General features: G+C 41.5%; 11 protein-coding genes and 1 pseudogene. 7 read left to right on the top strand and 5 right to left on the bottom strand.

Going from position 1 to position 14,311, the window contains the following annotated elements; all coding sequences use genetic code 11:
- Nucleotides 1–33 precede the first annotated feature (33 nt).
- The 3 genes from O3622_RS01700 to O3622_RS01710 all read right to left on the bottom strand — a co-directional run bounded on the left by O3622_RS01700 (nucleotide 34) and on the right by O3622_RS01710 (nucleotide 2,655).
- Nucleotides 34–786: an ABC transporter permease gene (locus O3622_RS01700; protein WP_049500632.1), complete on the bottom strand. Its 753-nt coding sequence runs from the start codon at nucleotides 784–786 to the stop codon at nucleotides 34–36.
- A gap of 10 nt (nucleotides 787–796) precedes the next feature.
- Nucleotides 797–1,705: an ATP-binding cassette domain-containing protein gene (locus tag O3622_RS01705; RefSeq protein ID WP_049479618.1), complete on the bottom strand. Its 909-nt coding sequence runs from the start codon at nucleotides 1,703–1,705 to the stop codon at nucleotides 797–799.
- 140 nt (nucleotides 1,706–1,845) lie between these two features.
- On the bottom strand, nucleotides 1,846–2,655 hold the full coding sequence (locus O3622_RS01710; RefSeq protein ID WP_049478250.1) for a Cof-type HAD-IIB family hydrolase: 810 nt from the start codon (nucleotides 2,653–2,655) through the stop codon (nucleotides 1,846–1,848).
- Nucleotides 2,656–2,801: 146 nt separating this feature from the next.
- On the opposite strand from O3622_RS01710, the gene O3622_RS01715 reads away from it, so the two are divergent.
- The 5 genes and pseudogenes from O3622_RS01715 to O3622_RS01735 all read left to right on the top strand — a co-directional run bounded on the left by O3622_RS01715 (nucleotide 2,802) and on the right by O3622_RS01735 (nucleotide 11,889).
- Nucleotides 2,802–3,263 carry a MarR family winged helix-turn-helix transcriptional regulator gene (locus tag O3622_RS01715; protein WP_371606931.1) on the top strand — a complete coding sequence of 154 codons (462 nt, stop codon included), beginning with the start codon at nucleotides 2,802–2,804 and terminating at the stop codon, nucleotides 3,261–3,263.
- Complete coding sequence (locus O3622_RS01720) at nucleotides 3,256–3,675, top strand: EVE domain-containing protein (RefSeq protein WP_096407189.1); 420 nt, start codon at nucleotides 3,256–3,258, stop codon at nucleotides 3,673–3,675. The genes O3622_RS01715 and O3622_RS01720 overlap by 8 nt, the downstream gene beginning before the upstream one ends.
- Nucleotides 3,676–3,781: 106 nt before the next feature.
- Entirely contained in the window at nucleotides 3,782–7,057 is a 3,276-nt protein-coding gene (gene rexB / locus O3622_RS01725) for an ATP-dependent nuclease subunit B (protein WP_371606932.1), read from the top strand.
- On the top strand, nucleotides 7,054–10,707 hold the full coding sequence (gene addA / locus O3622_RS01730) for a helicase-exonuclease AddAB subunit AddA (protein ID WP_371606933.1): 3,654 nt from the start codon (nucleotides 7,054–7,056) through the stop codon (nucleotides 10,705–10,707). Before rexB ends, addA begins: the two co-directional genes overlap by 4 nt.
- Before the next feature lie 17 nt (nucleotides 10,708–10,724).
- Nucleotides 10,725–11,889, top strand: a pseudogene (locus O3622_RS01735) (hypothetical protein).
- 33 nt (nucleotides 11,890–11,922) lie between these two features.
- On the opposite strand, the gene O3622_RS01740 reads toward O3622_RS01735, so the two are convergent.
- Complete coding sequence (locus O3622_RS01740; protein ID WP_000560808.1) at nucleotides 11,923–12,279, bottom strand: type II toxin-antitoxin system PemK/MazF family toxin; 357 nt, start codon at nucleotides 12,277–12,279, stop codon at nucleotides 11,923–11,925.
- Nucleotides 12,263–12,478: a type II toxin-antitoxin system PemI/MazE family antitoxin gene (gene mazE, locus O3622_RS01745; RefSeq protein ID WP_001098942.1), complete on the bottom strand. Its 216-nt coding sequence runs from the start codon at nucleotides 12,476–12,478 to the stop codon at nucleotides 12,263–12,265. Before mazE ends, O3622_RS01740 begins: the two co-directional genes overlap by 17 nt.
- A gap of 214 nt (nucleotides 12,479–12,692) precedes the next feature.
- Here mazE and ylqF point away from each other — a divergent pair, with 214 nt between their 5' ends.
- Entirely contained in the window at nucleotides 12,693–13,544 is an 852-nt protein-coding gene (ylqF, locus tag O3622_RS01750) for a ribosome biogenesis GTPase YlqF (RefSeq protein WP_084854269.1), read from the top strand.
- Complete coding sequence (locus O3622_RS01755; RefSeq protein WP_000207521.1) at nucleotides 13,531–14,310, top strand: ribonuclease HII; 780 nt, start codon at nucleotides 13,531–13,533, stop codon at nucleotides 14,308–14,310. The genes ylqF and O3622_RS01755 overlap by 14 nt, the downstream gene beginning before the upstream one ends.
- The last annotated feature ends 1 nt before the right edge of the window (nucleotide 14,311 follow it).

The following is a 14,311-nucleotide window of genomic DNA, read 5'->3' on the forward strand; positions in this document are numbered from 1 at the left end:
AACCTCCTCTATATCCTAGAGGAGGTCATTTTTTTACAGACTTTTCTTTTTGAAAACGGTAAGGCTGCTGAGAGAGAAGAAAAGTATGACAGAAACGCAAACCGTGATGGTATAGAGAATAGATTGATTATTACTAGTCATAGCATAGGCAAATTCTAGGATTAAATATCGTAGAATTTCAATATCTGGGAAAACAAGCATTGGCATAGAAAGGATGATAGAGCTGACCAAATAACCAATAAATACCGCAAGATAAGAATGACTAACATAGAGAATGAAGGAAACAATGGAAAGCCAAGCAAGGAGGCAAAGAAATTGAAGGAAAATGGTTAAGAGGAGATTAGTAGCAAAACCATCAGGCATTGTTCCAATTCCGTTTAGTAGAGTAGCAGGAATAAAGGCAATCACAAGGCTGGCGATGAGTTGTAAGAGAGCGATACTTGCTAGTACAAAGGATTTAGCAAGGAAATACTCTGTACGAGAAACGCCAACTGTCAAACTATTTTTATATAGTTTGCCGATTAGGTCAACCCCAAGAACTAAACATACTAGAATAATACAGAGGAAAACGAGATTTGAGCCGTTATTAGACGCGTTGATTAGGGCTTCTATCCCATTCCAACCATGGGTTGGAGTCTCTGGTGGTGTTGTATTTACTGACATTAAATGTCCTGTAGCCCCGATAGTGGCACCCATTAGCAAGAGAACAAAGAGAATGAATTCTGTAATCCAGAATCCTTTGGAGCGGAAAAGACGGTAAAAATCTGCTTGAATGGTATGTATCATGATTTTTCTCCTATTCTACCAATTGGGTGAAGTATTCTTCTAGGTTTTGACGGGCAAAGTAAATCTCATCAATAGCAACATCTGCCAAAGTTAGTTGCTTAAGAATCTGTTTGACATCTTGTTCATTACCAAAGATATGGATTTCATTTTCAGGATTGACAACCTTAAACTGGAGCTGGATTTGTTCTTTCAATACCTGACAAGCTCTTTCTTTATCGCTTGTTTTAAGCACAATATAATCCTCACTCAGTGTTTCAAACTCAGCTTTACTAATTTCACGGATAATCTTACCTTGATCCAGAATACCAAAGCGATTAGCTAAGAGATAGAGTTCTGACAAGATATGGCTAGAGATGAGGATAGTTATGCCTTTTTCTTGATTGAGCCGCTGGATCATGAGACGAAATTCTTTGATTCCAATTGGGTCGAGACCGTTAATAGGTTCATCAAGAATCAGGAAGTCGGGTTTTGATAGGAGGGCAATGGCGATGCCAAGTCTTTGTTTCATTCCTAGTGAGAAATCACGAAAGACTTTTTTCCCTGTATCTGACAAGCCAACATAGTCCAAGGTTTCATGAATCACCTTATCAGCATTTGGAATATGACGTATCATACAATAATATTTAAGGTTTTGATAAGCTGTTAAGTGATTATGGGCTACAGGTGATTCGATAACAGAACCCACTCGTGATAAAGCCTTGGTCCACTCATTTTGTTCTTTGCTAGAAAAGAGGGAAACTGTACCTTTGTCCGCAAACAATAATTGTGTAATGATTTTGATAAGAGTAGTTTTACCAGCTCCGTTTTTTCCGATTAGTCCATAAATATCTCCCTCTTTTATGGTTAGACTAAGATCTTGAAGAATAGCTTGTTGGCCAAATTGTTTGGTCAGTCCATGAATTTCGAGTACTGTTTTCATGATTTTCTCCTTTTGATTTGTTTTACTAACTTTAGTATAAGGTATAGAAATCAAAGAAATATCAAGTAATTCTAAAGAGTTTCTAAAGTTTTGTGATTCTAAAAAAACAAAACCCAGTTGACATGAACTGGGCTTCTCAATTATAAAATATACTTCTCAATGGCACGCGCAACACCTTCTTCTTCATTGCTGGCTGTAACGTCATTGGCTAAGGATTTGACATGGTCGCTGGCATTTCCCATAGCAATGCCAAGTCCTGCAAACTGAAGCATTTCGATATCGTTATTGGCATCGCCCATGGCCATAATGTCTGAGGGCTCGATCTTCAAAATCGCTGCTAGTCGAGAAAGAGCAGTAGCCTTGGTAGTTCCAAGTGGCATCGCTTCATAAATGACTGGCTGCGAACGAACGCCGCTAAATCGTTGGCAGAGTTCCTCAGCGAACCGCTGCTCAAAATCGTCTGTTTGTTCTTTTGTTCCTAAAAACATACCTTGGAACATCCGATACTTGCCACTAGTCGCGTCCTCAAGGGAGATTTCAGTCAGGTCCGAAAAGACTAGCTTGGCATCATTTTGAACAATTTGATTAGGCTTGCCACCGAGGACAAAATAATGTTTCTCATCAAAAAGAGTCAACTGAACGTCGCTTTTTTCTGCTAGGTCATAGAGGTATTCGATGTCAGCTGGACTGAGTTCTTGCCAGTCCACTAGACTCCAGTCACTGGTCTGATGGGTTGAACAACCGTTATTGACGATGACATACTCATTCTGAAGGTCCAGTCCCAGTTTTTTGTAGTAAGGAAGGACACCGAAAAGCGGGCGACCTGTACAGAGAACCAGTTTGACACCTTTTTCAATGGCTTGGTGAATGGCAGTGATGTGGGCTTGTGGGATTTCCTTGGCTTCGTTAAGGAGGGTTCCGTCCATATCCAAGGCTAGTAGTTTAATCATAAGACTTCCTTTTCTAGGTGTTTTGCTTTTATTATAGCATATAGACTATAAAATGTCTGACAGAATTGTAACATTCGACTCTCCTTTTCTTGAAAAACAAAATAAAATCTTATATAATATGTATACTTAATATTTAAGGAGAGATAATGACAAAGTATTACTTTAATTCAATTTACAAAAATGATGAAACAGAATCTACAGGTCTTCTTTTCATCAAAGTCTACAACAAGTGGGAAAGCAACTTAAAAAGAGTCTTGAAATCGGATGGCCTCACTTTGCCCCAATTTATCGTTTTAACCTCGCTCTTGTTTCTGTCTAATAGAGAGGAATATGTAACGCAAGTTGATATTGCTCGGTTCACTGGTATGGATGTCATGACGGTTTCCCAGATTGTTAGGCTACTGGAGAAGAAAGACTACATTAGACGCGATCAACACCCAAAGGATAGTCGGGCAAAACTGGTCTCAGTGACGAAGTCTGGCGCGGAGAAGGTCAATCAAGCTTTACCTTTAGTAGAAGGTGTTGATGAAGAATTTTTTGAAAAACTATCTAACGATAGAGAAGTTTTTAATCGCTTTTTAGTAGAGTTGGAGGATAAAAATGCCTAGATATTGGGTCGGAGTTGTTTCGAAGAACCATGTTTTAAGAGGAGTTGAAGGGAATTTTTGTCAGGTCTGTCATGGAAAGGGCGGTTCCTTAAATCGTATGAAAAAAGGTGACTATCTTTTATACTATAGCCCAAAATACGATATGAACGGTCAAGACAAGTTACAGGCTTTTGTGGCCGTGGGTAAAATTATAGACGACAAGGCCTATCAAGTAGAGCAGTTTGAAGGATTTTTCCCCTTTAGACGAAATGTCGAGTATTATCAACCAGTCAAAGATTGCTCCATAGAAATAGCTAGACAACATCCTGAATGGAAAGATTATAGTTCTCGACTCCGTTATGGGCATTTTGAAGTTTCCAAAGACTTTTTCCTCTATATCTTTCAGCATATGAAAGTGGATGATGAAGGATGATTGATTTGCTAGTTAAATGATTGTCAACTAGAATTTTGGATTTGGACTGTGAAGCGAACTTTGCTATAATAGAGTAAGAAACTTTGATAAAGCAAACGAGGCTGAGATGAAATTACTTTATACTGATATTCGGACTTCTTTGACTGAAATTTTAACGAGAGAGGCAGAAGAGCTAGTTGCTGCTGGTAAGCGGGTTTTCTACATTGCTCCCAACTCTCTTTCATTTGAAAAGGAACGCGCCGTGCTGGAATGCTTGTCCCAGCAGGCTTCTTTTGCGATTACCGTCACGCGTTTTGCTCAGATGGCTCGTTACCTGGTTTTAAATGATTTGCCAGCTAAGACGAGTCTAGATGACATCGGTCTTGGGATGGCTTTTTATAAATGTCTTGCGGAACTAGATCCCAAGGACTTGCGTGTTTATGGTGCGATTAAGCAGGATCCTCAATTTATCCAGCAGTTGGTTGAACTTTATCATGAGATGACGACTGCTCAGATGAGCTTTTTGGACTTAGAAAGTTTGACGGATGAGGACAAGAGAGCAGATTTACTCTTGATTTTTGAGAAAGTAACAGCCTATCTCAATCAAGGTCAGTTGGCTCAGGGAAGTCAGTTGTCCCATTTGATTGAGGCTATTGAGAATGACAAGGTAAGTAGTGATTTCAGTCAACTTGCCTTAGTCATTGACGGATTTACCCGTTTTTCTGCCGAGGAAGAGCGTGTAGTGGATCTACTCCATCGAAAAGGTGTCGAGATTGTCATTGGTGCTTATGCAAGCAAGAAGGCTTATAGCAGTCCGTTCACTGAAGGGAATCTCTACCAAGCCAGTGTGGAATTTCTTCATCATTTGGGGGCAAAATACCAAACACCTGCTCAGGATCGTTCTCAGACACATGAGAAAATGGATAGTTTTGACAAGGCCTCTCGTTTGCTGGAGTCTTCTTATGATTTTTCAGAACTTACTTTAGATGTAGATGAGAAGGACCGTGAAAATCTGCAAATCTGGTCTTGTTTGACACAAAAGGAAGAGTTGGAGTTGGTGGCTCGCGCTATTCGTCAGAAATTACATGACCATCCAGAACTGAGTTACAAGAATTTCCGTATTTTGCTGGGTGATGTGGCTTCTTACCAGTTATCGTTGAAAACCATTTTTGACCAGTACCAGATACCATTCTATCTTGGTAGAAGTGAATCCATGGCTCATCATCCCTTGACCCAGTACGTGGAATCTATTTTACGTTTAAAACGTTACCGTTTCCGTCAGGAAGATTTGATTAATCTCCTCAGAACTGGTCTGTATACTGACCTTAGCCAAGCGGATATTGATGCTTTTGAGCAATATCTCCGCTATCTTGGTATCAATGGCTTGCCTTCTTTTCAGCAGACCTTTACAAAATCCCATCATGGAAAATTTGATTTAGAGCGTCTAAATGCTCTTCGTCTGCGAGTTTTGGCGCCACTTGAAACCTTATTTGCGAGTCGGAAGCAAAAGACTGAAAATCTCTTGCAAAAGTGGAATACTTTTCTAAAAAATGCTACTTTAAGCAAGCAGATGCAAGGATTGACAGCTACTATGGAAACTCTAGAACAGGAAAGACAAGCCGAAGTTTGGAAGGCTTTCTGCCATGTTTTAGAACAATTTGCGACCGTTTTCGCTGGTACACAGGTTAGTCTAGAGGATTTCCTAGCCTTGCTCCATTCTGGAATGAGCTTATCCCAGTATCGTACCATTCCAGCGACAGTGGACACCGTTCTGGTGCAAAGTTACGATCTGATTGCCCCTCTGACAGCTGATTTTGTCTACGCCATCGGGCTGACTCAGGATCATTTGCCAAAAATCGCGCAAAACACCAGTCTTTTGACAGACGAAGAAAGACAAAGTCTAAATCAAGCAACTGAGGAGGGAGCGCAATTACTGATTGCAAGTAGTGAAAACCTCAAGAAAAATCGCTATACCATGCTTTCCTTAGCCAATGCTGCTCGTAAGCAGTTGGTGTTATCCGCTCCAAGTCTCCTCAATGAAAATGAGAGTAAGGAATCGGCCTATCTTCAAGAACTGGTGAGTTTTGGATTTAATCGGACAGAGAAGAAGATTCATCACAAAGGTCTGTCTAAGGATGATATGGGTTCTTATCACAGTCTCTTGTCTAGCTTAGTTGCCTATCATCAGCAGGCAGGTTCTAGTGAAAATGAAAAAGATGTGACCTTTGTCAAGGTTCTGGCGCGTGTGATGGGGAAAAAACTTGATCAAAAAGGTCTTACAAATCCAGCACTCCCAACTAGCCCAAGCAGCAAACCATTAGAGAAAGAGACCTTGCAGGCTCTCTATCCAGCTGACAAGGAGTTTTACCTGTCTACGTCTGGTTTGACGGAGTTTTACCGCAATGAATACAGTTATTTCCTCCGTTATGTCTTAGGTTTGCAGGAAGAATTGCGCCTTCGTCCTGATGCTCGCAGTCACGGGAATTTCTTGCATCGTATTTTTGAACGTGCCTTGAAACTGCCTGATGAAGATTCCTTTGACCAACGTCTGGAACAAGCTATTCAAGAAACCAGCCAAGAACGCGAATTTGAGGCTATTTATCAGGAAAGTTTGGAAGCGCAGTTTACCAAGGAAGTTCTGCTTGATGTCGCGCGAACTACGGGCCACATCCTTTGTCATAATCCAGCTATCGAAACCATCCAAGAGGAGGCAATATTTGGCGGTAAGGACCAGGCCTTTATTCAATTGGATAATGGTCGGAGTGTCCATGTGCGAGGCAAGGTTGACCGCATTGACCGCTTGAAAGCTGATGGAGCACTAGGAGTGGTGGACTACAAGTCTAGTTTGACCCAGTTCCAGTTTCCTCATTTCTTTAATGGGCTCAATTCCCAGTTGCCAACCTATCTTGCTGCCCTTAAAAAGGAAGGGGAGCAGAACTTTTTCGGTGCCATGTACTTGGAAATGGCTGAGCCTGTCCAATCTTTATTAGCTGTTAAAAGTCTGGCAGGAGCAGTAGTAGAAGCCAGCAAATCAATGAAATACCAAGGACTCTTTTTAGAAAAAGAAAGCAGCCACTTGGGAGAGTTTTATAACCAAAACAAGGCTAATCAGCTGACAGACGAGGAATTCCAGCTCTTATTGGACTACAATGCCCATCTTTACAAGAAGGCAGCTGAGAAGATTTTACAAGGCCAGTTTGCCATTAATCCCTATACCGAAAATGGCAGAAGCATTGCCCCATACGTCCAGCAACACCAAGCCATCACAGGTTTTGAAGCAAATTACCACTTGGGACAAGCCCGTTTCCTAGAGAGGTTAGACTTAGCTGACGGAAAGCGTCTGGTCGGAGAAAAGCTCAAGCAAGCTTGGTTTGAAAAAATGAGAGAGGAGTTGAATCGATGAAGCCCATTCCCTTTTTAACTGAGGAAGAAATTCAAAAACTGCAAAAAGCAGAAGCAAGTTCGAGCAAGGAACAGAAAAGAACTGCCGAGCAAATCGAAGCCATTTATACCGCAGGGCAAAATATCCTAGTTTCAGCGTCTGCTGGTTCAGGGAAGACCTTTGTTATGGCCGAGCGCATTCTGGATCAGTTAGCGCGTGGTGTAGAAATCAGCCAACTCTTTATCTCGACTTTTACTGTCAAGGCTGCTACTGAACTCAAAGAGCGCTTGGAGAAAAAAATCAGCCAACAAATCCAAGAAACCGATGATGTCGAGCTCAAACAACACTTGGGACGTCAATTGGCAGATCTACCAAACGCTGCCATTGGAACCATGGACTCTTTCACACAAAAATTCCTTGGCAAGCATGGTTATCTGATTGATATCGCACCGAACTTCCGTATTCTACAAAATGAAAGTGAACAGTTACTCTTAAAGAACGAAGTTTTTCATCAGGTTTTTGAAGAGCATTACCAAGGTGAAAATAAAGAGAAATTTAGTCGATTAGTGAAAAACTTTGCTGGACGTGGCAAGGATGAACGAGGTCTGCGCCAGCAAGTCTACAAAATCTATGATTTCCTTCAATCCACCAGCAGTCCCCAAAAATGGCTGAACGAGTCTTTCCTCAAAGGGTTTGAAGAAGCTGACTTTGCAAATGAAAAAGACAAACTAACTGAGCAAATCAAGCAGGCGCTTTGGGACTTGGAAAGTTTCTTCCGTTATCATCTGGATAACGATGCCAAGGAGTTTCCAAAAGCTGCCTATTTAGAAAATGTGCAGCTGGTTCTGGATGAAATTAGCTCCTTAAATCAGGAGTCCGATAGCCAGGCTTATCAAGCAGTGCTTACGCGTGTTGTCGTCATCTCTAAGGAGAAAAATGGTCGAGCTCTGGCTAACTCCAGTCGTAAGGCCGATTTAAAGCCACTTGTTGATGCCTACAACGAAGAGAGAAAGGCCCAGTTTGCTAAACTAGGACAACTGGCGGACCAGATAACGATTCTCGACTACCAAGAACATTATCATGAAGATACTTGGGATCTAGCTAAAACCTTCCAAAACTTTATGAGTGATTTTGTGAATGCTTATCGTGAACGTAAACGCCAGGAAAATGCCTTTGAATTTGCTGATATCAGTCATTACACCATTGAGGTTTTAGAGAATTTCCCACAAGTCCGCGAGGCTTATCAGGAACGATTCCACGAAGTCATGGTCGATGAGTATCAGGATACTAACCACATTCAAGAACGGATGCTGGAATTGCTGTCGAATGGTCACAATCGCTTTATGGTGGGAGATATCAAGCAGTCTATCTACCGTTTCCGTCAGGCAGATCCCCAAATTTTCAATGAAAAATTTCAACGCTATGCGCAAAATCCTAAAGAGGGTAAGTTGATACTCCTCAAGGAAAATTTCCGTAGCAGTTCAGAAGTGCTATCAGCAACCAATGATGTTTTTGGACGCCTTATGGACCAAGAGGTCGGCGAAATCAACTATGATAGCATGCACCAGCTTGTTTTTGCTAATACCAAGCTGGCTCCTAATCCAGACAACAAGGCAGAATTTCTCCTCTACGATAAGGACGATAGTGGGCAAGAGGAGGAAGAGAGCCAAACAGAATCGAAACTAACTGGGGAAATGCGTCTGGTCATCAAGGAAATCTTGAAGCTCCATCAAGAGAAAGGTGTAGCCTTTAAGGAAATTGCCCTTTTGACTTCCAGTCGCAGTCGAAATGACCAGATTCTACTTGCCCTGTCTGAGTACGGAATTCCAGTTAAAACCGACGGTGAGCAAAACAACTACCTCCAATCCCTAGAAGTACAAGTCATGCTGGACACCCTGCGCGTCATTCACAATCCCCTGCAAGACTATGCCTTGGTAGCTCTGATGAAGTCTCCTATGTTTAGTTTCGATGAGGACGAGTTGGCACGCTTGTCCCTTCAGAAAATAGAAGATAAGGCCCAAGAAAATCTCTATGAGAAACTGGTCAATGCTCATAAACAAGCAGCTAGCCAGAAAGAGTTAATTCACACAGATCTAGCAGAAAAATTAAATCAATTCATGGATATCTTGGATTCTTGGCGCTTATATGCCAAAACCCACTCTCTCTATGACTTGATTTGGAAGATTTATAATGACCGTTTTTATTATGACTATGTTGGGGCTTTGCCAAATGGCCCTGCTAGACAGGCCAATCTCTATGCCCTAGCGCTACGTGCTGACCAGTTTGAAAAGAGTAATTTTAAGGGATTGTCGCGTTTTATACGTATGATTGACCAAGTCCTAGAAGCCCAGCACGATCTCGCAAGCGTAGCCGTCGCACCGCCAAAAGATGCTGTAGAACTTATGACCATTCACAAGAGTAAAGGACTAGAGTTTCCTTATGTCTTTATCCTCAACATGGATCAGGACTTCAACAAACAAGACTCGACGTCAGACGTCATTCTCAGTCGTCAAAATGGGCTTGGTGTCAAATACATTGCCAAGGTGGAAACAGGAGCAGTGGAAGCACACTATCCTAAAACCATTAAACTCTCTATTCCTAGCTTAACTTATACGCAGAATGAGAAAGAACTGCAACTGGCTAGCTATTCAGAGCAGATGCGTCTGCTGTATGTTGCCATGACGAGAGCTGAGAAAAAGCTCTATCTTGTCGGCAAGGGTTCTCGTGAAAAGCTAGAAGCAAAGGAATATCCATCAGCTGAGAGCGGAAAATTAGATAGCAATACCAGACTGCAAGCAAGAAATTTCCAAGATTGGATCTGGGCTATCAGCAAAGTATTTGCCAAGGAAGATCTCAACTTTAGCTATCGTTTTATTGGTGAAGACCAGCTGACCAGAGAAGCTATTGGTCAATTGGAAAACAAGAGTCCTCTACAAGATAGCTCTCAAGCAGACAACCGCCAGTCAGAAACCATCAAAGAAGCTTTGGAAGTGCTGAAAGAGGTGGAAGTTTATAATACTCTTCACCGTGCAGCCATTGAGCTTCCTAGCGTTCAAACCCCAAGCCAAATCAAGAAATTCTACGAACCCGTTATGGATATGGAAGGGGTAGAAATTACTAACCAAACTCAATCAACAGAGAAGCCAATCAGCTTTGATTTACCCGATTTTTCAACTAAAGAAAAAGTAACTGGAGCTGAGATTGGTAGTGCCACTCACGAACTCATGCAGAGAATTGACCTTAGTCAGCAACCAACACTTGCTAGCCTGACAGAAACTCTCAAACAAGTTCAGACTAGTCCAGCTGTGAGAGACAAGATTAATCTTTCTAAAATCCTTGCTTTCTTTGACACACCACTTGGTCAGGAGATTCTCACTAATATCGGCCATCTCTACCGCGAGCAACCTTTCTCCATGCTCAAACGAGATCAAAAGAGTCAGGAAGACTTTGTTGTTCGTGGGATTCTAGATGGGTATTTACTCTATCAAGACCGAATTGTCCTCTTTGACTATAAGACTGACCGTTACGATCAACCAAATCAGCTTATTGAACGCTATCGTGGGCAGTTAGCGCTCTATGGAGAAGCTTTATCACGAGCCTATTCGATTGAAAACATTGAAAAATACTTGATTTTGCTCGGCAAAGATGAGGTACAAGTTGTAAAAATATAATCTAGAAAGGAGACCTCATGACACTTCCAGTTAGAAAATCCCTGCACGATGCAGTTTTACAAGCTTCAAAAGCTGATACTTGGGATCTGGAATGAAGTTTCCTTGATTTTTAATGGTATTGGGCGTAGTAATTGTATCTGCGGAAATGCCATTAAATACTCTTACGAACTCTTTAACGGAGTTACAGGCCAACGTCTCTTTCCTATAGGAAGCGACTGTGTTCGCCATTTTCATCGTATTAGCCTCGATCAGCAACTAGAAGAGGAAGAAAAACTACTCAGAAAAGTTGAAAACCTAACCAAAAAGGCTCAGAAAAAGGGAAAAATCAAGGTCACTAAAAGCGATTTTGACGAACGACTTCTAAAATGGTTTTGGGAAAAAGGTGTTTTCAAAGCCAATCGTGGCAATCAATTCGCACCTGAGAGAGACTACCAGCTTTTCCTAGAAGTCTTTCAAGGTGGAAGTTGGACCAAGGCAGAGCCAAAGAAGAAGGCTCGTATGGAAGAAGTGCTGGAAAAGTGTATCAAACCTTTTTTACTTGGTAAGACCGATGACCAACTCTACCTTGTCAAACTAGGAAAGGAGAAAATTGACTACGAGCAGCATTTACGGATTCAAGCGGAGAAAGAACACAAGAAGAGAGATAAAATCGCCAAGCAATACGCTGACAACCTCATTCTTGCTATGGGGCCTGCAGAACGAGCCTATCAAGATTACTTTGGTTTTACAGAAACCTTGACCCAAGAAGAACGAAAATGGGAAAAAATCCTCTTTGGAAAAAATAGAGAAGAACGGGCTATCAAGGCTAAACAAAACCAGAAAGAGCTGGAAAAGGATCAGCGGATTGCAAATCAAGATCCTATTGAACGAAAGCAGAAGCAGACTTGGCTTCTTAATTCCTATTTTCGGGATTTGCCTGATGAAAAAGCTAGATTTTCTCGGCTTCTATTAGAATATCGAAAAAGTGGAGAAGTACTCTTTTCAGATGAATACTTATCTGAGCATCTCATCGATTTTTTCTACAAGATGAGAGCCTTTGAGTTTGAAATTGCACCAGAACAAGTCCGCGATTTTCTAAAAGAATGCCTTCAGGCAGAACATCTATCATCAGCACAAGAAAGCTGGATTAGAGGAATTTTAACAAATTGCCTTCATCCGTTTTTAGATAGGTTACTCATATAGAAAAAATCCTACCTTGTCTATGCATGGTAGGATTTATGTATCTCCGAAGATGTACTGGTAAAGTTGGACGACTTTCTGAAAACATTGTGTGTCCATTCTTGTTATTTTTTGAGCATTACGCATCCGAAAATCAAAGGTATACAGTTGAAATGGATTGACAGCGCCATCTACCTTGTCCGATGAGACAGGAACGAGCAAGCCTTTTTCTGCCAAACGACGTTGGCCGTGAGTGATAGGACAGACAGCCACAAATCCAGTTTGCAAGGCATATTCTCTCCTAGAAACTACCAAGGCAGGTCGCCTTTTCTGAATCTCCCGACCGACTGATGGATCAAAGTCCAGCCAAATGATATCCTGCTTTTCAGGAATATACTCAGATTTCGCTATCAAGTGATCTTACCCCTTCAAAATCATTTGTCATTCTCAAATCAGTAATCCCATCAAAAGGATCTTTCAGTTTTGGAGCTAAGACAATGACTCCGTCAATCCCTTTGTAGACAACCATTTCTTGACCTTCTGTCATCCCCAAATTTTTAGGAATGGTCACAGTGAGCGAATTCCCCACCTTCCGAGTCTTTACTGTATTCATTGCTCTACCTCCACGAATTAGTATACACTAAGTATATACCTGTTAGCAAAAAAAGTCAAGTAAATCCTGACTGGCATCAAGGATGTGTCGACCAATACTATTTGTCATTTATTGTGGTCAAAGCCTGTGCAAAAGTTCCTCATTTATGATAGAATAGATGGTAAGAAAGAAAACGTTTTAATCACGTTTTTTTTAGTCGGAAGGGGAAAATATTATGGCTACTATTCAATGGTTTCCGGGCCACATGTCTAAGGCTCGGCGGCAAGTTCAGGAGAATTTAAAATTTATTGATTTTGTGACGATTTTGGTGGATGCTCGACTACCTTTATCTAGTCAAAATCCTATGTTAACCAAGATTGTTGGGGATAAACCAAAGCTTTTGATTTTGAATAAGGCAGATCTGGCTGACCCCGCAATGACCAAAGAATGGCGTCAGTATTTTGAATCACAGGGAATCCAAACTCTGGCTATCAACTCCAAAGAGCAAGTGACTGTAAAAGTTGTGACAGATGCGGCTAAAAAGCTCATGGCTGATAAGATTGCACGCCAGAAAGAACGCGGTATCAAGATCGAAACCTTGCGGACCATGATTATCGGAATTCCAAATGCCGGTAAGTCAACACTCATGAACCGTTTGGCTGGGAAAAAGATTGCGGTTGTCGGCAATAAACCAGGTGTTACCAAGGGGCAACAGTGGCTCAAAACCAACAAAGACCTGGAAATATTAGACACGCCAGGTATTCTATGGCCTAAATTTGAAGACGAAACCGTTGCTTTGAAACTAGCCTTGACTGGAGCAATTAAAGATCAACTACTCCCAATGGATGAAGTGACCATTTTTGGTCTTAATTATTTCAAAAAACATTATCCAGAAAAGCTAGCTGAACGCTTCAAACAAATGAAGATAGAAGAAGAAGCACCTGTTATCATCATGGATATGACCCGTGCCCTTGGTTTCCGAGACGACTACGACCGCTTTTACAGCCTCTTCGTCAAGGAAGTCCGTGATGGAAAACTCGGTAACTACACCTTAGATACATTGGACGACATCGATGACGACGATTAAAGAAATTAAAGAACTTCTTGCCACTGTCAAAGAATTAGACAATCCCCTTTTTCTTGAACTGGAAAAGGATCCTCGTTCTGGGGTTCAAAAGGAAATCAACAAGCGTAAAAAAGTCATACAGGCTGAACTGGATGAGGACCTTCGTTTGGAAACTATGCTTTCTTATGAAAAGGAACTGTATAAGCAAGGATTGACCTTAGTAGCAGGTGTTGACGAGGTAGGCCGTGGTCCTCTGGCTGGCCCTGTAGTTGCTGCAGCTGTTATTTTACCTAAAAAATGTAAGATTAAAGGCCTCAACGATAGCAAAAAGATCCCCAAAAAGAAACATCTGGAAATTTATGAAGCCGTTCAAGACCAAGCCTTGGCAATAGGTATTGGTATCATGGATAATCAGATCATTGATCAAGTCAATATCTATGAAGCGACCAAACTGGCCATGAAAGAAGCAATCTCCCAGCTCAGTCCCCAACCTGAGCACCTCTTGATAGATGCCATGAAACTGGAGTTGCCGATTTCACAAACCTCCATCATCAAAGGAGATGCAAACTCTCTCTCGATCGCAGCTGCATCTATAGTGGCCAAGGTGACACGGGATGAATTGATGAAGGGCTATGATGTTCAATATCCTGGATATGATTTTACAGCTAATGTAGGATATGGAACGGCAAAACACTTAGAAGGACTTGACAAACTAGGAGTTACCCCTATTCATCGTACCAGTTTTGAACCGATAAAATCACTGGTTGTAGCAAATAAAGAAAGTTAAG

The organism is Streptococcus sp. 27098_8_51 (assembly GCF_041432205.1).
Taxonomy (GTDB): domain Bacteria; phylum Bacillota; class Bacilli; order Lactobacillales; family Streptococcaceae; genus Streptococcus.